Origin of the sequence: Paracidovorax wautersii, assembly GCF_900113035.1 — a bacterium.
Taxonomy (GTDB): domain Bacteria; phylum Pseudomonadota; class Gammaproteobacteria; order Burkholderiales; family Burkholderiaceae_C; genus Paracidovorax; species Paracidovorax wautersii.
Genome location: NZ_FONX01000015.1, coordinates 1 through 21,160, shown reverse-complemented (window position 1 = coordinate 21,160; position 21,160 = coordinate 1). Strand labels below are relative to the sequence as shown.

The 21,160-nt window shown below is 69.2% G+C and carries 21 protein-coding genes; 12 read left to right on the top strand and 9 right to left on the bottom strand.

The genetic code is table 11. The features are described from left to right. Positions 1-16: 16 nt before the first annotated feature. From BM070_RS18770 to trpE, 7 genes are all read right to left on the bottom strand, one after another. Positions 17-751 (bottom strand): uracil-DNA glycosylase, encoded by a 735-nt coding sequence (locus tag BM070_RS18770; protein WP_092940881.1) that lies wholly within the window; start codon positions 749-751, stop codon positions 17-19. 91 nt (positions 752-842) lie between these two features. After that, positions 843-1,643 carry an indole-3-glycerol phosphate synthase TrpC gene (gene trpC / locus BM070_RS18765; RefSeq protein ID WP_092940880.1) on the bottom strand — a complete coding sequence of 267 codons (801 nt, stop codon included), beginning with the start codon at positions 1,641-1,643 and terminating at the stop codon, positions 843-845. A gap of 121 nt (positions 1,644-1,764) precedes the next feature. Next, positions 1,765-2,817 carry an anthranilate phosphoribosyltransferase gene (trpD, locus tag BM070_RS18760; RefSeq protein ID WP_092940879.1) on the bottom strand — a complete coding sequence of 351 codons (1,053 nt, stop codon included), beginning with the start codon at positions 2,815-2,817 and terminating at the stop codon, positions 1,765-1,767. A gap of 15 nt (positions 2,818-2,832) precedes the next feature. Then, positions 2,833-3,507 carry a LysE family translocator gene (locus tag BM070_RS18755; protein WP_434803201.1) on the bottom strand — a complete coding sequence of 225 codons (675 nt, stop codon included), beginning with the start codon at positions 3,505-3,507 and terminating at the stop codon, positions 2,833-2,835. Next, a complete protein-coding gene (locus BM070_RS18750; RefSeq protein ID WP_092940878.1) occupies positions 3,504-4,112 on the bottom strand; it encodes an anthranilate synthase component II in 609 nt (202 codons plus the stop codon). The genes BM070_RS18755 and BM070_RS18750 overlap by 4 nt, the downstream gene beginning before the upstream one ends. Next, positions 4,109-4,462 carry a chorismate mutase gene (locus BM070_RS18745; protein WP_092940877.1) on the bottom strand — a complete coding sequence of 118 codons (354 nt, stop codon included), beginning with the start codon at positions 4,460-4,462 and terminating at the stop codon, positions 4,109-4,111. The genes BM070_RS18750 and BM070_RS18745 overlap by 4 nt, the downstream gene beginning before the upstream one ends. After that, the gene (gene trpE / locus BM070_RS18740; RefSeq protein ID WP_092940876.1) at positions 4,459-5,958 is read right to left on the bottom strand and encodes an anthranilate synthase component I; all 1,500 of its coding nucleotides are present in this window, start codon (positions 5,956-5,958) and stop codon (positions 4,459-4,461) included. Before trpE ends, BM070_RS18745 begins: the two co-directional genes overlap by 4 nt. A 347-nt stretch (positions 5,959-6,305) precedes the next feature. On the opposite strand from trpE, the gene BM070_RS18735 reads away from it, so the two are divergent. After that, positions 6,306-6,908, top strand: a complete 603-nt coding sequence (locus BM070_RS18735; RefSeq protein WP_092940875.1) for a chalcone isomerase family protein — start codon at positions 6,306-6,308, stop codon at positions 6,906-6,908. 31 nt (positions 6,909-6,939) lie between these two features. On the opposite strand, the gene gph is transcribed toward BM070_RS18735, so the two are convergent. Further along, complete coding sequence (gene gph / locus BM070_RS18730) at positions 6,940-7,641, bottom strand: phosphoglycolate phosphatase (RefSeq protein WP_092940874.1); 702 nt, start codon at positions 7,639-7,641, stop codon at positions 6,940-6,942. Further along, entirely contained in the window at positions 7,638-8,876 is a 1,239-nt protein-coding gene (locus BM070_RS18725; protein WP_175518547.1) for an AraC family transcriptional regulator, read from the bottom strand. The genes gph and BM070_RS18725 overlap by 4 nt, the downstream gene beginning before the upstream one ends. A 208-nt stretch (positions 8,877-9,084) precedes the next feature. Between BM070_RS18725 and BM070_RS18720 the strand changes: the two genes are divergently transcribed. From BM070_RS18720 to BM070_RS18670, 11 genes are all read left to right on the top strand, one after another. Beyond that, positions 9,085-10,242: a methyl-accepting chemotaxis protein gene (locus tag BM070_RS18720; protein ID WP_139222884.1), complete on the top strand. Its 1,158-nt coding sequence runs from the start codon at positions 9,085-9,087 to the stop codon at positions 10,240-10,242. 37 nt (positions 10,243-10,279) lie between these two features. Further along, the gene (locus BM070_RS18715) at positions 10,280-10,648 is read left to right on the top strand and encodes a response regulator (protein ID WP_092940871.1); all 369 of its coding nucleotides are present in this window, start codon (positions 10,280-10,282) and stop codon (positions 10,646-10,648) included. Continuing rightward, positions 10,645-10,971, top strand: a complete 327-nt coding sequence (locus tag BM070_RS18710) for an STAS domain-containing protein (protein ID WP_092940870.1) — start codon at positions 10,645-10,647, stop codon at positions 10,969-10,971. The genes BM070_RS18715 and BM070_RS18710 overlap by 4 nt, the downstream gene beginning before the upstream one ends. 2 nt (positions 10,972-10,973) lie before the next feature. After that, on the top strand, positions 10,974-13,208 hold the full coding sequence (locus BM070_RS18705) for a chemotaxis protein CheA (RefSeq protein WP_092940869.1): 2,235 nt from the start codon (positions 10,974-10,976) through the stop codon (positions 13,206-13,208). 45 nt (positions 13,209-13,253) lie between these two features. After that, positions 13,254-15,062 carry a methyl-accepting chemotaxis protein gene (locus BM070_RS18700; RefSeq protein WP_092940868.1) on the top strand — a complete coding sequence of 603 codons (1,809 nt, stop codon included), beginning with the start codon at positions 13,254-13,256 and terminating at the stop codon, positions 15,060-15,062. 129 nt (positions 15,063-15,191) lie between these two features. Next, positions 15,192-16,844 carry a methyl-accepting chemotaxis protein gene (locus BM070_RS18695; RefSeq protein ID WP_092940867.1) on the top strand — a complete coding sequence of 551 codons (1,653 nt, stop codon included), beginning with the start codon at positions 15,192-15,194 and terminating at the stop codon, positions 16,842-16,844. 22 nt (positions 16,845-16,866) lie between these two features. Then, positions 16,867-17,415 (top strand): chemotaxis protein CheW, encoded by a 549-nt coding sequence (locus BM070_RS18690; protein ID WP_092940866.1) that lies wholly within the window; start codon positions 16,867-16,869, stop codon positions 17,413-17,415. A gap of 146 nt (positions 17,416-17,561) precedes the next feature. Further along, positions 17,562-18,794 carry an EAL domain-containing response regulator gene (locus BM070_RS18685; RefSeq protein WP_092940865.1) on the top strand — a complete coding sequence of 411 codons (1,233 nt, stop codon included), beginning with the start codon at positions 17,562-17,564 and terminating at the stop codon, positions 18,792-18,794. A 40-nt stretch (positions 18,795-18,834) separates the two neighbouring features. Beyond that, positions 18,835-19,644, top strand: coding sequence for a CheR family methyltransferase (locus BM070_RS18680; protein WP_092940864.1), 810 nt, complete (start codon positions 18,835-18,837; stop codon positions 19,642-19,644). A 65-nt stretch (positions 19,645-19,709) separates the two neighbouring features. After that, positions 19,710-20,219: a chemotaxis protein CheD gene (locus tag BM070_RS18675; RefSeq protein WP_245785298.1), complete on the top strand. Its 510-nt coding sequence runs from the start codon at positions 19,710-19,712 to the stop codon at positions 20,217-20,219. 59 nt (positions 20,220-20,278) lie between these two features. Continuing rightward, positions 20,279-21,160, top strand: an 882-nt coding sequence (locus BM070_RS18670; protein ID WP_092940863.1) for a protein-glutamate methylesterase/protein-glutamine glutaminase, incomplete at its 3' end; no start/stop codon positions are given.

Here is a 21,160-nt window from a genome sequence, read left to right as displayed (position 1 = left end):
GTGGCGATGGGCCGCCTCAGCCCTGCTCTTCGTGCTGCAGCCTGAAGGCCCGCGCCTGCCCGAAGTGCCCGTTGCCGATGAAGGGCACGGGCGGGCGCAGCGCCGAGAGCGGCGAGGGGTGGTTGGACTGCAGCACCAGATGGCCCCGGTCCTGCGGGATCAGCGCGCGCTTGGACTGCGCGTGCGAGCCCCAGAGCATGAACACCACCGGCCGCTCGCCCTCGGCCACATGGCGGATCACCGCGTCGGTCAGCAGCTCCCAGCCCTTGCCGGCGTGGCTGGCGGCCTGGCCTTCTTCCACGGTGAGGCCGGTGTTGAGCAGCAGCACGCCGTTCTTCGCCCACTTCACCAGGCTGCCGCCCGGCTCGGGCCAGGCCGGGAAGGGCGTGCCGAGGTCACGCTGCATCTCCTTGAAGATATTGCGCAGCGAGGGCGGCAGCTGCACGCCCGGCGCCACCGAGAAGGCCAGCCCCTCGGCCTGGCCGCGGCCGTGATAGGGGTCCTGCCCCAGGATCACCACGCGCACGGCCTCGGGCGGCGTCAGCTCCAGCGCGCGCAGCGGCCGGGGCGGGAAGATGACCGCGCCCGCTTCCAGCCGCGATTGCAGGAAGGCGAGCAGCGCCTGCCCCCGGCCGCTGGCGAAGAAGTCGTCCACCAGCGGCTGCCAGCCGGGCGCCACCGGCCAGTCGGCCGGGTCGGCGCTTTGCAGCTGGGTGGCGGGGGCGGATGGCGTGCCGTGCGTGGGGTTCATGGTCTGATCGGCTTCTGGCCCAGGTGGATCAAGCGCAGTCAGCTATCGGATCGATAGCGATTGGGTGGCGTATGGGTGAGGTGCGGTGGTTTCAGGCGAACAGCTGGGCCAGGGCCAGGCCCGGATCGTCCGCGCGCATGAAGGCCTCGCCCACCAGGAAGGCGTTCACGCCCGCATCGCGCAGGGTCTTCACGTCGTCGGGTTTCAGGATGCCCGATTCGCCCACCAGCAGGCGGTCGGCCGGCACATGCTGCTTGAGCTCGACGGTGGTGGCGATCGACACCTCGAAGGTGCGCAGGTTGCGGTTGTTGATGCCCACCAGCGGGGTCTTGAGCTTCAGGGCCCGGTCCAGCTCGGCACGGTCGTGCACCTCCACCAGCACGGCCATGTCCAGGCCGAGGGCGATGGCTTCGAGATCGGCCATCTGCGCGTCGTCCAGGCAGGCGGCGATCAGCAGGATGGCGTCGGCGCCCATGGCCCGCGATTCGTAGATCTGGTAGGGGTCCACCATGAAGTCCTTGCGCAGCACGGGCAGCTGGCAGCTGGCGCGCGCCTGCTTGAGGTAGTCGGGCTGGCCCTGGAAGAACTGCCGGTCGGTCAGCACCGAGAGGCACGCCGCGCTCACCTTGCCGTCGCCGTCGGCATAGCTCTGGGCGATGTCGGCGGGAACGAAATCCGCGCGGATCACGCCCTTGCTGGGGCTGGCCTTCTTGATCTCGGCGATCACGGCGGCCTGGCCCTTCGCGATCTTGGCGCGCAGGGCGCCGACGAAATCGCGCGTGAGCACGCGGCTCTCGGCATCGGCGCGCATGGCGGCGAGCGGCATCTTCTTCTGCGCGGCAGCGACTTCCTCGCGCTTGACGGCAACGATCTTGTTCAGGATGTCGGACATGGTGTGGTGACCTTCGGATGGCAGAAATTGAGGGAGGGTGGGCGGCCGGCGGCGGGAGGGATGCGGTGCGCGCCGGCCTGCAGAGCAGGGAGCCGGGCGGGGACGCCCGGGTTCCCGCCGGTTACTGTTGTGCTGCGGCTGTTGCATCCGCCAGCTTGTGCGTGCAGGCCACCAGCTGCTCCAGCTTGGCCAGGGCCGCGCCGCTGGCGATGGCCGCGCGCGCCTGGCCCAGGCCGTCGGCGATGGAGCTGGCGATGCCCGCGGCGTAGAGCGCGGCGCCCGCGTTCAGGCAGACGATGTCCTGCGCCGGGCCGGGCTGGCCGCGCAGCACGCCCATCAGCATCTCGCGCGACTGCTCGGGCGTCTCGACCTTGAGCGTGCGGTTGCTGGCCATGGCGAGGCCGAAGTCCTCGGGGTGGATCTCGTATTCGCGGATCTCGCCGTTTCTCAGCTCGCCCACCATGGTGGCCGCGCCCAGGCTGATCTCGTCCATGCCGTCGCGGCCATAGACCACCAGCGCGTGCTCGGCGCCCAGGCGCTGCAGCGCACGCACCTGGATGCCGACCAGATCGGGGTGGAACACGCCCATCAGGATGTTGGGCGCGCCGGCCGGGTTGGTGAGCGGGCCCAGGATGTTGAAGATCGTGCGCACGCCCAGCTCGCGGCGCACCGGCGCCACGTTCTTCATCGCCGGGTGGTGGTTGGGCGCGAACATGAAGCCGATGCCCACTTCCGCGATGCTGCGGGCGATGGCCTCGGGCGGCAGGTCGATGCGCACGCCCAGCGATTCCATCACGTCGGCGCTGCCGCTCTTGCTGGAGACGCCGCGCCCGCCGTGCTTGGCCGTCTTGGCGCCCGCCGCCGTTGCCACGAACATCGCGCAGGTGGAGATGTTGAAGGTGTTGGCGCCGTCGCCGCCCGTGCCCACGATGTCCACCAGGTGCCGCGTGTCCTGCACGTGCACCTTGTGGGAGAACTCGCGCATCACCTGCGCGGCGGCGGTGATCTCGCCGATGGTTTCCTTCTTCACGCGCAGGCCGGTCACGATGGCCGCCGTCATCACGGGCGAGAGCTCGCCGCGCATGATCAGGCGCATCAGGTGCAGCATCTCGTCATGGAAGATCTCGCGGTGCTCGATGGTGCGCTGCAGCGCTTCCTGGGGGGTGATGGACATGGAAGAGGTCTCCGATCAGGGGGCCGGCGGCTCGGCGAGCGCCAGCTTGATGCCGAATGCGACGAACAGGGCGCCGGCCACGCGGTCCAGCCAGTGCATGCCGCGCTGCACGGCGCCGATGCGCCGTGCCATCCAGGCGGCGGCCAGGGCCCAGCCGATGCTCACCGGAATCGCGTTGAGGTTGAACAGCGTGCCCAGCAGCGCGAAGGCCAGCGCCTTGTGCTCGGTGCCCGGCGCGATGAACTGCGGCACGAAGGCCAGGAAGAAGACGGCGACCTTGGGGTTGAGCACGTTGGTCCAGAAGCCGCCCTTGAACACCTCGCCCAGCGGCGTGGTGGCGGCCTGCGCCGCCGTGCCCGCGCTGCGCGCCACGGCGGCCAGCCCCTGGCCCGGCCGTGCGCGCAGCATGCGCACGCCCACATAGACGAGATAGGCCGCGCCGGCCCACTTGAGCGCCGTGAAGGCCGCGGCCGAGGTGGCCAGCAGCGCGCTCACGCCCAGCGCCGCCGCCGCCACGTGCACGAAGCAGCCGGCCGTGATGCCCAGCCCCGCCACGATGCCCGCGCGGGCGCCGGAGCGCAGCGCGTGCGTGACGATGTAGAACACGTCCGGCCCGGGCGTGAGGTTGAGCAGCCAGCCCGCGGCCACGAACAGCAGCAGCTGGTGGCCGTCGATGCCGAGCAGCGTCACGCGCGCGGCTCCAGGAAGTTCTTCAGCATGGCGTGGCCGTGCTCGGTGAGGATGCTTTCCGGGTGGAACTGCACGCCTTCGATGTCCAGCTCCTTGTGGCGCACGCCCATGATCTCGCCGTCGTCGGTCCAGGCCGTCACGGCCAGCACGTCGGGGCAGGTCGCGCGCTCGATGGCCAGCGAGTGGTAGCGGTTGACGGTGAACTGCTCCGGCAGGCCGGCGAACACGCCCTGCCGCGTGGTGGTGATGACGCTGGTCTTGCCGTGCATCAGCTCCTGCGCGCGGATGATCTGGCCGCCGAAGGCCGCGCCGATGCTCTGGTGGCCCAGGCATACGCCCAGGATGGGCAGCTTGCCGGCGAAGTGCTTGATCGCCGCCACCGAGATGCCGGCCTCGGCCGGCGAGCAGGGCCCGGGCGAGATCACCAGCCGGTCGGGCCGGCGCTCGGCGATGCCTTCGAGCGTGATCTCGTCGTTGCGGAAGACCTCCACCTCGGCACCCAGTTCGCCGAAGTACTGGACGATGTTGAAGGTGAAGCTGTCGTAGTTGTCCACCATCAGCAGCCGGGGGCGGGCCGTGGCGTTCTTCGATGGGTTCGTGGTCATGCCGTGTGCTCCTGGGTCTGCTGCGCTGCCTTCTGGCCGTCGGCGGCCAGGCGTTCGAATTCGCGGTGTTCGTAGGCGATGTACGCCTCCATCATGGCGCGGTAGATGGCCTCGATCACGTCGGGCTCGCCGCCCTCGGCCAGGGCGCGGGCGCGCACGCGGGCCACGATGGCCTCGATGCGGGCCTCGTCGCGCACCTGCGAGCGCTGCGGCTTGTTGATCGCGGCCTGCGTCATGTAGCCGCCGCGCTCGACCAGCAGCGGCACGAGGAGGTCGTCCAGCGCATCCACCTGGGCGCGCACCTCGGCCATGCTGGCGCAGGGCCGTGTCTTGTCGATGGCGCGGGTCATTCCAGGCCCTCCTCGACCAGTTCGGCCGCGCGCAGCAGGGCGCGGGCCTTGTGCTCGGTTTCCTTCCATTCCATCTCGGGCACCGAATCGGCCACCACGCCGGCGGCGGCCTGCACGTAGAGCGTGCCGTTCTTGATGATGCCGGTGCGGATGGCGATGGCCACGTCCATGTCGCCCGCGTAGCTCAGGTAGCCGCAGGCGCCGCCGTAGAGGCCGCGCTTGCTGGGTTCCAGCTGGTCGATGAGCTCCATCGCATGCACCTTGGGCGCGCCGGTCAGCGTGCCGGCGGGGAAGGTGGCCTTGAGCACGTCCATGTTGGTCATGCCTTCATGCAGGATGCCTTCCACGTTGCTCACGATGTGCATCACGTGGCTGTAGCGCTCCACGGCGAAGGCCTCGGTCACCTTCACGGTGCCGGTGCGGGCGATGCGGCCGATGTCGTTGCGCGCCAGGTCGATCAGCATCACGTGCTCGGCGCGCTCCTTCGGGTCGTTGATGAGCTCGACCTCGGTGGCCTTGTCCTTCTCGGGCGTGGCGCCGCGCGGGCGGGTGCCGGCCAGCGGGCGGATTGTGACCTTTTGCCCTTCGGGCGTGCTTTCCTGCCGCACCAGGATCTCGGGGCTGGCGCCCACGACCTGGAAGTCGCCGAAGTCGTAGTAGTACATGTACGGCGACGGGTTCAGCGAGCGCAGCGCGCGGTAGAGGCTCAAGGGGCTCTCGGTGTAGCGCTTGTGGATGCGCTGGCCCACCTGCACCTGCATGAAGTCGCCCGCGGCGATGAGCTCCTTGGCGCGCTCCACGGCGGCCAGGTAGTCGGCCTTGGCGAAGCTGCGCTGCGCGGGGTGGCTCTCGGTCGGGCGCACCACGGGGGCGCTGACCGAATACTTGAGCTGGTCCTTCAGCTCGCGCAGGCGCTTCTTGGCGCGGGCATAGGCCTCGGGCTGGCCCGGGTCGGCATAGACGATGAGGTAGAGCTTGCCCGAGAGGTTGTCGATGACGGCCAGCTCCTCGCACTGCAGCAGCAGGATGTCGGGGCAGCCCAGGGTGTCGGGCGGGCAGGAGTTCTCCAGCTTCTTCTCGATGTAGCGCACCGCGTCGTAGCCGAAGTAGCCCGCCAGGCCCCCGCAGAAGCGCGGCAGGCCGGGCCGCAGCGCCACCTTGAAGCGCTGCTGGTAGGCGGCGATGAAGTCCAGCGGATTGCCCGCGGCGGTCTCCACCACCTGGCCGTCGGTCACGACCTCGGTGCGGGCGGCGTCGCCGAAGCCGCTGGCGCGCAGCAGGGTGCGCGCCGGCAGGCCGATGAAGCTGTAGCGCCCGAAGCGCTCGCCGCCCACCACCGATTCGAGCAGGAAGCTGTGCTTGCCGCTGCCGCCGCCATGGGCCAGCTTGAGGTAGAGGGACAGGGGGGTTTCCAGGTCCGCGAAGGCCTCCGCCATCAGCGGGATGCGGTTGTAGCCTTCGCCGGCGAGGCTTTTGAATTCGAGTTCAGTGATCACGGGGGAGCTCCCAGCTCATGCGGCGCCTGCAGGGGGTGGGCAGGTCGGCGTGTGTGAACGCACAGCGCCGCAGTTCATTCCTAAGGTCTGGCCGCCTGCCGATGCGCGAGGGATCGGCGGGGACCGCGGGCGCACGCTGGGAAGTGGCCCAGGTGCTTTCAAGCGTTGTTGGACGAGGATGGCTTGCGCCAGGGCCAGGCTCCCCGGTCGCTGCAACCTGTAATGAAAACGCGGTGAATGAACATCGCGCAAAGTGTAGCAAAGCCCGGTTGCGCGAACGGCTGTTGTGCGCGGATATGCAAGGCGGTCACAATGAAAAGAACGACCGTTCTTTTCAGAGGTGTCCGATGTCTCTCTCGTACTGGTTTCGATGCGTGGTGTTCCTGGTGGCCGGCCTGTCGGGCGGCTGGGCCGCAGCCCAGCCCGCGGCGGGCGTGGAACTGGCGGGCGTGCGCTTCGAGCCCACCGTGGCGGTGCAGGGCAAGGCGTTGCGGCTCAACGGCGCGGGCATCCGCTACAAGGCGGTATTCAAGGTCTATGCGGCCGGGCTCTACCTGCCCCAGCCGGCCTCGTCGGCGGCAGAGATCGCCGCCATGCAGGGCCCCAAGCGGCTGACCATCACCATGCTGCGCGACATCGATTCGGACGAGCTCGGCCGGCTCTTCTACCGGGGCGTGGAAAACAACATGGACCGCGCCGCCTTCTCGCGCCTGGTGCCCGGGCTGGCCCGCATGGGCCAGATCTTCGCGGCCCACAAGAAGCTGCAGGCGGGGGACAACTTCTACGTGGATTGGCTGCCCGGCACCGGCATGGTCATCACCGTCAAGGGGCAGCCGCAGGGCGAGCCGTTCAAGGAGCCGGAATTCTTCGATGCGCTGCTGGGCGTCTGGCTGGGGCCCAACCCGGCCGACTGGCTCCTGAAGGACGCGCTGCTGGGCAAGCCGGCGTGAGGCGGCGGGCGCCGGGGTGGGCGGGGTGCGGTCAGCCCGGCAGCAGCTCGGTCAGCGCGTCCACGTAGCCGTCCGCGTCCACGCTGCGTGCCGGCTGGCCGTGGTTGTAGCCGTAGGTGACCAGCACCACCGGGCAGCCGGCAGCGCGCGCGGCCTGCGCGTCGTTGCTGGAGTCGCCGATCATCAGCGTGCGCGCGGGCACGGTGCCCAGCGCCTCGCAGGTCTTGAGCAGGGGCAGCGGGTCGGGTTTCTTGCGTTCGAAGGCGTCGCCGCCGAAGACGTGGCCGAAGAAGCCGTCCAGCCCCTTGGCCTGCAGCAGCGGCACGGCGAAAGCCGTGGGCTTGTTGGTGAGGCAGGCCAGCTGCAGCCCGGCACCGCGCAGCGCCCGCAGGCCGGCTTGCACGCCGGGATAGGTGCTGGCGTATTGGCCGTTGAGTTCGAGGTAGTGCCGCTGGTAGCCTTCCCAGGCGGCGGGGTAGAGCGACTCCGCCCGCGCTGCGCCGGCCGGCCCCAGCACGTGCTGCAGCACCGAGCGCAGCAGGTGCTCCGAGCCCTTGCCCACCATGCGCTCGATGTCGTGCGAGCCGATCGCCGGCAGCGCCAGATCGCGCAGCATGCGGTTGAGCGCTTCGGTGAAGTCGCCCAGCGTGTCGATCATGGTGCCGTCCAGATCGACGATGGCGGCGTCGTAGCGGGTGGCATCGAAGGCGGCGGCGGGTGCGGTGGTCGTCAAGGCAGGGTCCTGGAAGGCGGTGGATCGGCGGCAAGCCTGCTGCAGGCAGGCGCGGTGATGCTACGTGATCTCGCCGCCGTCGCGCTTGCCGGCGGGTGCGCGCGTGCGGCGGGCTTGGCGGTGCCGCCTCCCTGCGCCGTGCCGGTGGCCGCGGGCCCGTCCTTCGAGCTGTTGGACACGTTGCGCCGGACGGAGCTGGGGCCGCTGCCCGTCCATCGGTTCACGGCGCGCCGCAGGCTGCGGGGGCTGGAATAGCCGGTCTGGGAGGCGATTTCCGCCATGGGCGTGCTGGACTGCACCAGCAGGGCGATGGTGCGCTGCCGCCGGTGTTCGTTGATCAGGCCGCGATAGGTGAGCCCTTCCTCCCGCAGCTTGCGGCGCAGTGTGCGTTCGCTGATGTTCAGCTCCGCCGCGATCTGCGCCAGGGGCGGGGCCGAGTCCTGGCAGCGGCGGATGATCTGCATCACGGCGGCGCCGTGCTCGAAGCCGGGCTGGGCATTGCTGGCGTGGAGGAGCTCCCGCATGCGCTCCACCACGCTGGGCTCGGCTGCCGCGATCTCCATGGGTGGCAGCGGCAGGCACAGCATGCTGGTGCGCGCGCCGAAGCTGACCCGGCAGCCCAGGGCCAGTTCGTATTCGTAGGCGTCCGGGGGGCGCGGCAGCGCGAGCAGGATGCGCGCGGCCTGGAAATTCGAGCCCAGCACCTGCCGTGTGATCTGGTTGACCGCTGCGATCGTAAAGACCGTCAGGAACGGTTCGATGTCAGGATCGTCGAAGCGCGGCGCCACTTCTACCTGGATCTGCTGCAGCGGCAGGGAGCGTTGCATCGACAGCGCCATCGCAAAGCCCGCCATTCGCTGGAATTCGACCAGGAAATCGAGCATTTCGTGGTGGTTCTTGCTGGCCAGCATGCCCAGCGCGACCTTGCCCAGGGCCAGGATGTTGATCCGGTTGGCCAGCAGCAGCCCGGTGTGCAGCGCCGGGCGCGCGGCCAGGAAGCGGCGCACCACTTCGGCGTACTGCCGGTAGGAAATGCGCAGATGGGGGGAGCTCAGGTCCCCGGGCTCCAGCCCCGATCCACGCAGCAGCAGCTCGGGCCGCGGCCCGTTCGCTTGCGCCTCGTTGATGAGCAGGCGCAGCAGCACGGGAGCCATGTCCGCGCGGTGCTCGTCTCTTGCCTGTCTCTGCCGTTTCGCCGGCATTGAACATTTGCTGTCTTTCGGTGTGTTGGCCATGTCCTGCGTATGCAGGCACTCGCGCCAACATGAATACTCAATCGACTCATGTTGGCCGATTGAGTACCGCTTTGGGGTCGGTTCTGTCCGGTTAAAGGTGGTGAACTCAGGTAACTTCGTGCGTATATCTGTCACAACGTGTTTTGTTCGATGGTGTCGTAGCCCTCGATAGATAGCACTCCAACGAGCCGATTTCGGGGGCCTTGCGATGACCACAGACCGGCTGAATCTGGACCTTCTTGCCGCCCCCGCGCTTTCAGTGCTGGGCGGCGTTTTTGCTTTGGCGCTGTCGTCTTTCAGCGGCGTGGGCATGCTGTGCGCCGCGTTGCTGCTGGCCGGTGGCGGGCTGGCGTGGTGGCAGGCCCGCCTGCGTGAGCGCCGCGCTGCGCAGGCGCAGGCGCAGTGGATGGCCGATGTCGGTGCCTTCAGTGCCGAGCTGGCGCCGGTGTGGTCCCGCCATATCGAGTCTTCGCGCGAGCAGACGGAAGTGGCGATCGCCGAGCTGAGCGCACGGTTCTCGGCCATCGTCCAGCGGCTGGACCGCACGGCCCTGCCTTCGGGCGGCGCCGGGGCGCTGTCGCAGGATGCGGCCGCCGACGCGGTCTATACCCAGAGCCAGCAGCAGCTGCAGCAACTCATCGGCTCGCTGCGCGAGGCGATGCAGGGCAAGGCCCAGATGCTGGTCAAGGTCGAGGAGCTGCAGCGCTTCGTCGAGGAACTGCAGGAGATGGCCGGTGCCGTATCGCGGATCGCGCAGCAGACCAACCTGCTGGCGATCAACGCCACCATCGAGGCTGCCCACGCCGGCGAGCGGGGACGGGGCTTCGCGCAGGTGGCGCAGGAGGTGCGGTCGCTGTCCAAGATGTCGGGCGAGACCGGTCAGCGCATCACCGAAAGGGTGCGGGCCATCCATCTGGCCATCGGCGAGGCCCGCGTGGCGGCCGAGGCCTCCCGGCAGCAGGAGCAGCACGTCATCACCGATTCCGAAGGCCGCATCGAGCAGGTGCTGGGCGCCTTCCTGCAGCTGACGTCGGGGCTGGCGCAGTCCGCCCAGGTCCTGCGCGAGGAAGGCCGGCAGATCCAGCACGAGATCAACGACTCCCTGGTGCAGCTGCAGTTCCAGGACCGGGTCAGCCAGGTGCTGAGCCACGTCCGCGACAACATCCAGCGTTTTCCGTCCGTGGTGCAGGAGCACGGCGACCGATACGCCCGGAGTGGCCGGCTCGAGCCGCTGCAGGCGCAGGGCCTGCTGGACGAGCTTGCCGCCACCTACGCCATGGACAGCGAGCGCAGCCTGCACAGCACGGCCGGCTCCGGCACGTCCGGCAGCGCGCCTGCGCCGCACGAAGAAGTGACCTTCTTCTGAGCGCCACCGAGCAATACCACCCAAGGGACTTCCACGCATGGCCAAGACCATTCTGATCGTTGACGACTCCTCCTCCGTTCGTTCCGTCGTCGGCATCGCGCTGCGCGGCGCCGGCTACCACGTCATAGAAGGCCGCGACGGACGCGACGCCCTGGCGCAGCTCACGGGCCAGAAGGTGCATCTCATCATCAGCGACGTGAACATGCCCAACATGGACGGCATCACCTTCCTGAAGAACGTGAAGGCCCTGCCGGCCTACCGCTTCACGCCCGTCATCATGCTGACCACCGAAAGCCAGGAGGCCAAGAAGCGCGAAGGCCAGCTGGCAGGCGCCAAGGCCTGGGTGGTCAAGCCGTTCCAGCCGCCCGTGCTGCTGTCCGCCGTGGAAAAGCTGGTGCTGCCATGAGCGGTGCCGTGACCCTGCTGCCGCTCGACGGCGAGCTCAACATCTACCGGGCGGCCGAGCTGCGCCTGGTCCTGCTGGCGGCCATCTCCGACAGCCCGGCCGGCCTGGACATCGATCTGAGCGGCGTGAGCGAGATCGACAGCGCCGGCGTACAGCTGCTGCTGGCGGCACGGCGCGACCTGCAGGCCCGCGGCGTGCCGCTGCGCCTCGTCGAGCCGAGCGCGGAGGTCCGGCAGCTGTTCGATTTGTTCGATCTGAGCGGCGAGCACCTCGCCGGCGCATCGCAGCCTGCAGCCCTCGCGCTGGACGGAGCCACACCATGAGCATGGACATGGAGCAGGCCCTGCAGGCCTTCATCACCGAAAGCCGCGAGCTGCTGGAAGACATGGAGCTCGCCCTGCTGGGCGTGCGCCAGGAGCAGGACCCCAGCGACGCGATCAACGCCATCTTCCGCGCGGCCCACACCATCAAGGGCTCCGCAGGCCTCTTCGGGCTGGACTTCATCGTGGACTTCGCCCACGTGGCCGAGAGCGTGCTGGACCGGGTGCGCGAGGGCAGCATCGCCATCGACGACGACGTCATCACCCTGCTGCTGGCCTGCCGCGACCACATCGGGCACCTGGTGGACGTGGCCGCGGCCGGGTACACCGAGGCCGACGAGCCGCTGCAGGCCGAGGCCGCCCCCCTGCTCGAAGGCCTGAACCGGCTGCTGGACGGCCCGGCCGCCCCGGTGGCCGCGGCCGCCGAAGCCGCGCCGCGCGAAGCGCTGCCGGGCGGCTCGCTGGTCAGCGCCGCGCCGGCCGAGATCCAGCGCAGCGCCGACCACTGGCACATCTCGCTGCGCTTCGGCTCGGACGTGCTGCGCAACGGCATGGACCCGATCTCGTTCCTGCGCTATCTGAACAAGCTGGGCACCATCACCGGCATCGTCACGCTCACCGACCGCCTGCCGTCGCTGGAGGCCATGGACGCGGAGTCGTGCTACCTGGGTTTCGAGATCGCCCTGCGCAGCGATGCCAGCAAGGCCGAGATCGAGGGCGCGTTCGAATTCGTGCTCGACGACTGCGTGGTCCACATCCTGCCGCCCTTCAGCCAGGTCGCGCAGTACATCGAGCTGGTCGGCAACCTGGGCGTGGCCGATGACGGCAGCGTGCTGCGGCTGGGCGAGATGCTGGTGCAGTGCGGCAGCCTGACGCGCCGCGAGCTGCAGGACGCCCTGCAGCGGCAGCAGCAGCAACGCTGGCAGGGCCCGGAGGACGTGCCGCTCGGCGAGCTGCTGATCGAGCAGGGCCGGGTCGAGCCGCCGGTGGTGCAGGCCGCGCTGGAGCGCCAGCAGCAGGTCAAGACGCTCACCGCGCCGCAGTCCCGCGAGGGGCGGCCGGCGGAGGGCCAGTCGGTGCGCGTGGACGCCGAGAAGCTCGACCGGCTGGTCGATCTGGTGGGCGAGCTCATCACCGCCACCGCCACGGCCACCCAGGCCGGGCAGCGCGTGCAGAGCGCGGCGCTGCAGGAGGCGCATTCCATGCTCAACAGCCTGGTGCAGGAGGTACGCGACAGCGCGCTGCAGCTGCGCATGGTGCGCATCGGTGGCACCTTCAACCGCTTCCAGCGGCTGGTGCGCGACGTCTCGCGCGAGATCGGCAAGGACATCGTGCTGGTCGTGCAGGGCGAGGACACGGAGCTGGACAAGACCGTGGTCGAGAAGATCACCGATCCGCTCACGCACCTGGTGCGCAACAGCATGGACCACGGCATCGAGCCCGCCGCGCTGCGGCTGGAGAGCGGCAAGCCGGCGGTGGGCACGCTCACGCTCAATGCCTATCACGACTCCGGCAGCATCGTGATCGAGGTGAGCGACGACGGCGGCGGCCTCTCGCGCGACCGCATCCTGGCCAAGGCCACGGAGCGCGGGCTGGTCGATCCCGGCAAGGTGCTGAGCGACGACGAGATCTACCAGCTGATCTTCGAGCCCGGCTTTTCCACGGCCGAGCAGATCACCAACCTGTCCGGTCGCGGCGTGGGCATGGACGTGGTCAAGCGCAACATCACGGCGCTGCGCGGCAGCGTGTCGCTGGCCAGCCAGCCCGGCGTGGGCACGACGGTCACCGTGCGGCTGCCGCTGACGCTGGCCATCATCAACGGCTTCCAGATCGCGGTGGGCGAGTCGGTCTTCGTGCTGCCGCTGGAAAGCATCGAGGAATGCGTGGAGTTCCGCGACGACACGGGCCACGACTACACCGAGCTGCGTGGGCAGGTCCTGCCCTTCGCACGGCTGCGCGTGCTGTTCTCCGTGCCGGGCACGGCGGGCAACCGCCAGAGCATCGTGGTGGTCCGCCACGGCACGCAGCGCTTCGGCCTGATCGTGGACCGCCTGCTGGGCGAGGCCCAGACCGTCATCAAGCCCCTGGCTCCGATGTTCTCGCACCTGCGTGGCATCAGCGGCTCGAGCATCCTGGGCAGCGGCCAGGTGGCCTTGATTCTCGACGTCCCCGCACTGGCCGCCCGGGCCATGGAGCAGGCGGGTGCGGCGTTTGAAGCCCTGGGCGCCACGCAGTTCTGAACTGAAGAACCCGCGTCCAGAACCCCTCGTCACTGACTGCCTTTCATGTTCAAAAACCTCAAAGTCGCTACCCGGCTGTACGTCGGCTTCGCCGCCGTCCTGCTCATCCTGCTCGTGCTCAGCACCGTGGCCTACGTCAACTTCGGGTCGCTGAACGAGGCGAACCGGATGAACGTCCACACCTACGAGGTGATGTCCGAAGTGGACGGCATGCTCACCGCGCTGGTCAATGTGGAAACCGGCGAGCGCGGCTTTGCGCTGTCCGGGCAGGACGCCTTCCTGGAGCCCTACAAGTCCGGCCTGGCCAGCTTCAACACCCATCTGGACAACGCGAAGAAGCTGACGGAGGACAACCCCAAGCAGCAGGAGCGGCTGGCGCGCGTGCTGGCCTCCCGCGACGAATGGGTGGCCCGCGTGCTGGAGCCGGAGATCGCGCTGCGCCGCTCGGTGAGCGACGGCAAGGCATCCATGGACGCCGTGGTGGCCAGCGTGAGCGCGGCCAAGGGCAAGCAGCACATGGATCGCATGCGTGACCTGCTCGCCCAGGCCCGCAGCGCGGAAGGCGACCTGCTGGCCGTGCGCTCCAAGGAGGCGGAGGCCATGCAGTCCATGACCAAGCTCGTGCTCGTCGCGGGCAGCGCGCTCGCCGTCGCCCTGGCCGCGGTCATCGCCGTCTTGATCGTGCGTGGCCTGCAGAGCGTGCTCGGCGGCGAGCCGGCCTACGCGGCCGAGGTGATGCGCCAGGTCGCCAAGGGCGACTTCACCGTGCAGGTCGTCACCCGGCCCGGCGACCAGACCAGCATGCTGAGCACCGTCAAGGACATGGTCCGCATGTCGGGCGAGAGCATCAACGACGTGGTTCGCGTGATGGGGGCGCTGGCCCAGGGCGACCTCACCCAGACCATCACCGCTCCGTACCAGGGCGCCTTCGGGGAGATGAAGGAATACGTCAACAAGACGGTGGCCAGCCTCTCGGACATCGTGGCCGAGGTCAACGGCGGCGCCGAAGCCCTGGCGGGCGCGGCGGAAGAGGTGAGCGCCACGGCGCAATCCATGAGCCAGGCCGCCAGCGAGCAGGCCGCCGGCGTGGAAGAGACCAGCGCCTCGCTGGAGCAGATGACGGCCTCCATCTCGCAGAACACCGAGAACGCCAAGCTCACCGACAGCATGGCCACCAAGGCCGCGTCCGAGGCCGCCGAAGGCGGCGAAGCCGTGAAAGCCACGGTGGTGGCCATGAAGCAGATCGCGCAGAAGATCAACATCATCGACGACATCGCCTACCAGACGAACCTGCTGGCGCTCAACGCGGCCATCGAGGCGGCGCGCGCCGGCGAGCACGGCAAGGGCTTCGCCGTGGTGGCGGCCGAGGTGCGCAAGCTGGCCGAGCGCAGCCAGATCGCGGCGCAGGAAATCGGCGACGTGGCCAGCTCCAGCGTGCAGCTGGCCGAACGTGCCGGGGACCTGCTGGGCGAGATGGTGCCGAGCATCAAGAAGACTTCGGATCTGGTGCAGGAAATCGCCGCCGCCAGCGAAGAGCAGTCTTCCGGCGTGGGCCAGATCAATGCCGCCGTGGGCCAGCTGAGCCAGACCACGCAGCAGAACGCCTCCAGCTCCGAGGAACTCGCCGCGACCGCCGAGGAAATGAGCGCCCAGGCCGAACAGCTGCAGCAGGCCATGAGCTTCTTCCACCTGGGCGGCAGCGCCCGGGGGCGGCTCGCCGCCCCAACCCCTGCGCCGCGGAGCCGGCAGCCCATCAGGCCTGCGGCCATGCGCAGCAAGCCCGTGGCCCGGCCGGCCCATGCCGAGCCAGCGCTGGCCGAAGGCGTGGATGAGTCCGAATTCGCCCGCTACTGAGCGACCCGAGGTGCCCCCTTGCGCTCAGCCCTTCCCGTGCGGCCCGGCCGCCGCTTCCACCACAGCTTCTGCTGCTTCTTCCCTCTTTTCAGAGCCACCGTTTCACTCACCTCGTAGGAGTAGTGCCCCATGTTCCGACAAATGAAACTAGCGACCAAGCTCTTCGGGGCCTTCTTCATCGTGCTGGCACTGATGGTCGGCCTCGGCACCTATGCCATCGCGCAAATGGCCGCGGTGAACCGTTCCACCGAAGATCTGGCGACCAACTGGCTGCCCAGCGTGCGGATCATCATGCTGGCCAAGTCCAACATCAACCGCCTGCGGGTGCTGGAGATGCGCGTGCTCAGCGATCCGGACCCCGTGGCCGTGCGGGCGGCCACCAAGGAAGGCGTGGAGCGCATGGCCTCCACGCGCCAGCTGTGGGATGAGTATTCCAAGCTCGTGGCCAGCCCTGAAGAGAAGCGCATGTACGACCAGAGCAAGGCCGGCATGGAGCGCATGTACTCCGAGCACGAGCGGATGGCCGCCTTCATGCAGCAGGGCAACACGACCGAAGCCCGCGCGGTGCTGGATGGCGAAGCCCTCAAGGCCTACGACAGCGTGCGCGCGCTGGCCGACCAGCTCTCCGACCTCAACGTGGCCGGAGGGGACAAGGCGGCCGCGGATGCCGCTGCCTCCTATGCGCAGGCACGTTCGCTGACCATCACCCTGCTCGTGGTCAGCGCCGTGCTGGCCCTGGCCCTGGCCTTCCTCATCACCCGTTCCCTGGTCAAGCAGCTGGGCGGCGAGCCCGCCTACGTGGCCGAGATCGCCAACAGCGTGGCGAGCGGTGACCTGACCCTGCAGATCTCGACCCGCAACGGCGACTCCACCAGCGTGCTGGCCTCGATGAAGAACATGGTGGACAAGCTCGCGCGCGTTGTGACCGACGTCAACAGCGGCGCGGAAGCGCTGGCGGGCGCGTCGGAAGAGGTGAGCGCCACGGCGCAATCGCTGAGCCAGGCGGCCAGCGAGCAGGCCGCCGGCGTGGAAGAGACCAGCGCCTCGCTGGAGCAGATGACGGCCTCCATCTCGCAGAACACCGAGAACGCCAAGCTCACCGACAGCATGGCCACCAAGGCGGCGTCCGAGGCCGCCGAAGGCGGCGAAGCCGTGAAGGCCACGGTGGTGGCCATGAAGCAGATCGCGCAGAAGATCAACATCATCGACGACATCGCCTACCAGACGAACCTGCTGGCGCTCAACGCCGCCATCGAAGCGGCGCGTGCCGGCGAGCACGGCAAGGGCTTCGCTGTGGTGGCGGCCGAGGTACGCAAGCTGGCCGAGCGCAGCCAGGTGGCGGCGCAGGAAATCGGCGACGTGGCCAGCTCCAGCGTGCAGCTGGCCGAGCGCGCGGGCAACCTGCTGGACGAGATGGTGCCCAGCATCAAGAAGACCTCGGACCTGGTGCAGGAGATCACCGCGGCCAGCGAAGAGCAGTCTTCCGGCGTGGGCCAGATCAACTCCGCCGTGGGCCAGCTGAGCCAGACCACGCAGCAGAACGCCTCCAGCTCCGAAGAGCTGGCGGCCACCGCCGAAGAGATGAGCGGCCAGGCCGAACAGCTGCAGCAGGCCATGAGCTTCTTCAGACTGAGCGGCAACCTGCCCGGCCAGTCCTCCCGCGGCCTCGGCAAGGCGGCAGCGCACGCCAAGCCCAAGTCCGTGCGCAAGGCCGCGACCACGCTGGCCGTGGCGAATCTGTCGGCGGACGACATGGATGAGACCCAGTTCACCCGCTTCTGACCCTCAGCCTGGAGCCGTCCCCATGACCGAAGCCCAATCTCCCTCCGTCGCCCCGCGCGCAGCCGCCGGGGCTGCGGCGGCCAGCGAACCGGCCCAGTACCTGACGTTCCAGCTCGGTGGCGAGATGTTCGCCATCGGCATCCTGGCCATCAAGGAAATCATCGAGTACGGCGACCTGACGACCGTGCCCATGATGCCGCGCTCGGTGCGCGGCGTGATCAACCTGCGCGGCGCCGTGGTGCCCGTGATCGACCTGCAGGCGCGCTTCGGCCGGCCGCCGGCCGTGATCGGGCGGCGCACCTGCATCGTGATCGTCGAGGTCCAGTCCCAGTCCGAGCAGCAGCAGGTGATCGGCGTGGTGGTGGATGCGGTGAACGAGGTGCTGGACATCGCTGCCTCCGACATCGAGCCGCCGCCGGCCTTCGGCGCCCAGATCCGGGCCGACTTCATCCGCGGCATGGGCAAGGTGCGGGGGCGCTTCGTGGTGCTGCTCGACCTGGACAACACCCTGTCCGCCGATGAGCTGGCCGCGTTGCCCGAGATCGCGGCCGATGCGTCTGCTGGAGCCTGAGTGACTGCCCGATTGCATGCTGCGCCGCCTTCGCGGGCCTCGTTGCCCGCCGCTCCTGCGGGACTGCCCGGGCGCTCCGCGGCCCCGGCGCTGCCGTGCCATGGGCGCTCCACGGCATGCCGCCAGCGGGCGAGGGGAGTGCGCGCATGACGAGTCCTGAGTCCACCTGGTCCCGCCGCTCGGTGCTGGTGGTGGATGACAGCGCGCTGCAGCGGCAGCATGTGGCGCGCCTGTGCATGGCGCTGGGCGTCGGCCAGGTCGTCGAGGCCGCCCATGGCCTGGCGGCGCTGGAGCAGCTGAGCCTGCTGGACGCGCCGCCCGATCTGCTGATCATCGCCCTGGAGATGCCCGCGATGGATGGCATCGAGCTCGTCGAGGCCCTGCAGCTGCGCGGCGTGCGCAGCCCGGTCGTTCTGCTGTCGAGCCGGGACGATGCGCTGATCGATTCCGTGCAGTCGCTGGGCCATGGCGTCAAGCGCGGCCTGCGCAAGCCGCTGGCGCGCGACGACCTGCGGGACGTGCTGCGCGAATGCCTGGCCGCCCCGCAGGCGGGGGCCGAGAGCGGCCGGGGCCGCCCGCCGTCCAGCATCTGCGCGCAAGTGCTGGAGCAGGCCATCCTCACGCGGCAGATCGTGCCCCACTTCCAGCCCAAGATCGACACGAACACGGGCATTCTGCGCGGCGTCGAGGCGCTTGCCCGGTGGCACGACCCCGAGCGCGGCACGGTGCCCCCGGACGAGTTCATCGCCGTGGCCGAGCGCGAATCGCTCATCCATGCGCTGACGCTGTCGGTGGTGGACCAGAGCTTCGCGCAGTGCGCGCTGTGGCAGTCCCGCGGCATGCGGCTGACCATGGCCGTCAACATCTCGCCCGAGCTGCTGACGCGGCCCGACCTCGTGGCGGAAGTCTGCGCCCTGCAGCAGCAGCATGGCTTGGATCCGTCGCAGATCACGCTGGAGATCACCGAGAGCACGGCCGTGGAATCGCAAGGCGCCGCGCACGCCGCGCTGGTGCGCTTCCGGCTCAAGGGCTTCGGGCTGTCGATCGACGACTACGGCACCGGCTTCTCGTCGATGCAGCAGCTGTCCCGCATTCCGTTCACCGAGCTGAAGATCGACCGTTCCTTCGTGCATGGCGCCCACCGGCGCAGGAGCCTGCGGGTCATCCTGGAATCCGCGCTGGACATGGCGCGCCGCCTGAACCTGGCCACGGTGGCCGAGGGCGTGGAGACGCTGGAGGACTGGCGGCTGCTGCAATCCTTCGGCTGCACCTCCGCGCAGGGCTGGTTCATCGCCAAGGCCATGCCGGGCAGCGCGCTGCCCGCCTGGAACAAGGGCCACGGCGCGCGGCTGCCCGAGCTCCGCCTGCCGCGCAGATGAGCGGCCCTGCCGCGCTGCCTTCCGTCTTCCCCACGCTTTCATGAACCCGACGCTCAAACCTCTTTCCGACCAGGAATTCGGCCAGTTCCAGCGCTTCATCTTCGAAGCGGCGGGCATCACGCTGTCGCCCGCCAAGAAGGCCCTGGTCTGTGGCCGCCTGGCCAAGCGCGTGCACGCACGGCAGCTGCCGAGCTATGGCGCCTACTTCGACCTGATCAAGGGCGAGAGCGATCCGCAGGAAATGCAGACCGCCATCGATCTGCTGACCACCAACGAAACCTATTTCTTCCGCGAGCCCAAGCACTTCGAGCTGCTGCGCTCGGTGGCCCTGGCCGCGCCGGCCGCCGTTACGCTGCGCGTGTGGAGCGCGGCCAGCTCCAGCGGCGAGGAGGCCTACAGCATCGCCATGGTGCTGGCCGACTGCCGGGGCGAGCGGCCCTTCGAGGTGGTGGGCACGGACATCAGCACGCGGATGCTGGCCAAGGCGCGCACCGGGCACTATGCCGAGCAGCGCACCCGGCACATCCCGCAGAACTACCTCAAGCGCTTTTGCCTGAAGGGCCAGGGCGAGCAGGCGGGCACGCTGCTGGTGATGCGGGAGCTGCGCCAGAAGGTGCGCTTCCTGCAGGCCAATCTCAACGACCGGCTGCCCGATCTGGGCCACTTCGACGTGATCTTCCTGCGCAACGTGATGATCTATTTCAGCGGCGACACCAAGCGCCAGGTCGTGGCGCGCGTGCTCTCGCTGCTCAAGCCCGGCGGCCATCTGTACATCGGCCATTCCGAGAGCCTGCACGAGATCTCCTCCGCCGTGCAGCAGGTCGCCCCCTCGGTCTATCGCAAGGCGTGATGTGATGGTGCCGGCTCGTCATCGCGCTCGCGTCACCGGTGCCCTGCGGGTGCCAGGATGATGCCGTGCGCGGTACGCCCCAACCCGCAGATCTCTTCCTGCAACCCGGGGAATACTTCGTGGCCGACGCCACCATGCGCGTGCGCACCATCCTCGGCTCCTGCGTGGCGATCACGCTGTGGCACCCCCGTCTCTTCATCGGCGCCATGTCGCACTTCCTGCTGGCCGACCGGCCGCGCCGCCCGGGCCAGCCGCTGGACGCGCGCTATGGCGACGAGGCGCTCGAACTGATGGTGCGCGGCCTGCAGCGCGAGCGCGTGCGCGCCAGCGAATGCGAAGCCAAGGTCTTCGGCGGGGGCGACATGTTCCCCGGCCACCGGCTGCGGGCCCTGCAGTCGGTGGGCACGCGCAATGGCGAGGCCGCGCGGCAGCTGCTGGCCGAGCGCGGCATTCCCGTGCGTGGCGAACATCTGTTCGGCGAGGGCCACCGGCAGGTGGTGTTCGACGTCGCCAGCGGCGCCGTGTGGGTGCGGCAGATCCCGTCCGGTGCGCCCGGGCGGCCCCTGCGCGGCTGAGCGCCGGCCTGCTTGGCCGTCCTTTTCTTTTTCTTTCTTGCCTGAGGTACCCGCTTCCCATGCCTTCCATCAAAGTGCTGATCGTTGACGACTCGGCCGTCGTTCGCCAGGTCCTGACGGGGCTGCTGAGCCCGGTGGCAGGCATCGAGGTGATGCACGCCGCGGCCGACCCCCTGCTCGCGATGCAGCGCATGAAGCAGGAGTGGCCCGACGTGATCCTGCTGGATGTGGAGATGCCGCGCATGGACGGCATCACCTTCCTGCGCAAGATCATGGCCGAGCGCCCCACGCCCGTGGTGATCTGTTCCACGCTCACGGAAAAGGGCGCCAGGACCACCATGGAAGCCATGGCGGCGGGCGCGGTGGCCATCGTGACCAAGCCGCGCATCGGCCTGAAGGCCTTTCTCTCGGAGTCGGCCGAAGAGTTCGTCGCCACGGTGAAGGCGGCGGCCCGCGCCAACGTCCGGCGGCTGGCCGTGCGGGCGGATGCGCCGCCGCCCGTGCCGGTGGGCAAGAACACGGCCGACGTCATCCTGCCGCCGGGGGCGGCCCGGGCCATGGCCAAGACCACCGAGCGCGTGGTGGCGATCGGCACCTCCACGGGCGGCACGCAGGCGCTGGAGCAGGTGCTCACGGCACTGCCGCGCGTGTGCCCGGGCATCGTCATCGTGCAGCACATGCCGGAGAAGTTCACGGCGGCCTTCGCCAGCCGGCTGGACAAGCTGTGCCAGATCGAGGTGAAGGAAGCCGAGAACAACGACCGCGTGATGCCCGGGCGCGCCCTGATCGCGCCCGGCGGCCGCCACATGCTGCTGCGGCGCAGCGGCGCGCAGTACCATGTCGAGGTGGTGGATGGCCCCCTGGTCAACCGCCATCGCCCGTCGGTCGATGTGCTGTTCCGTTCGGTCGCCAAGAGCGCCGGGGCCAACGCGCAGGGCATC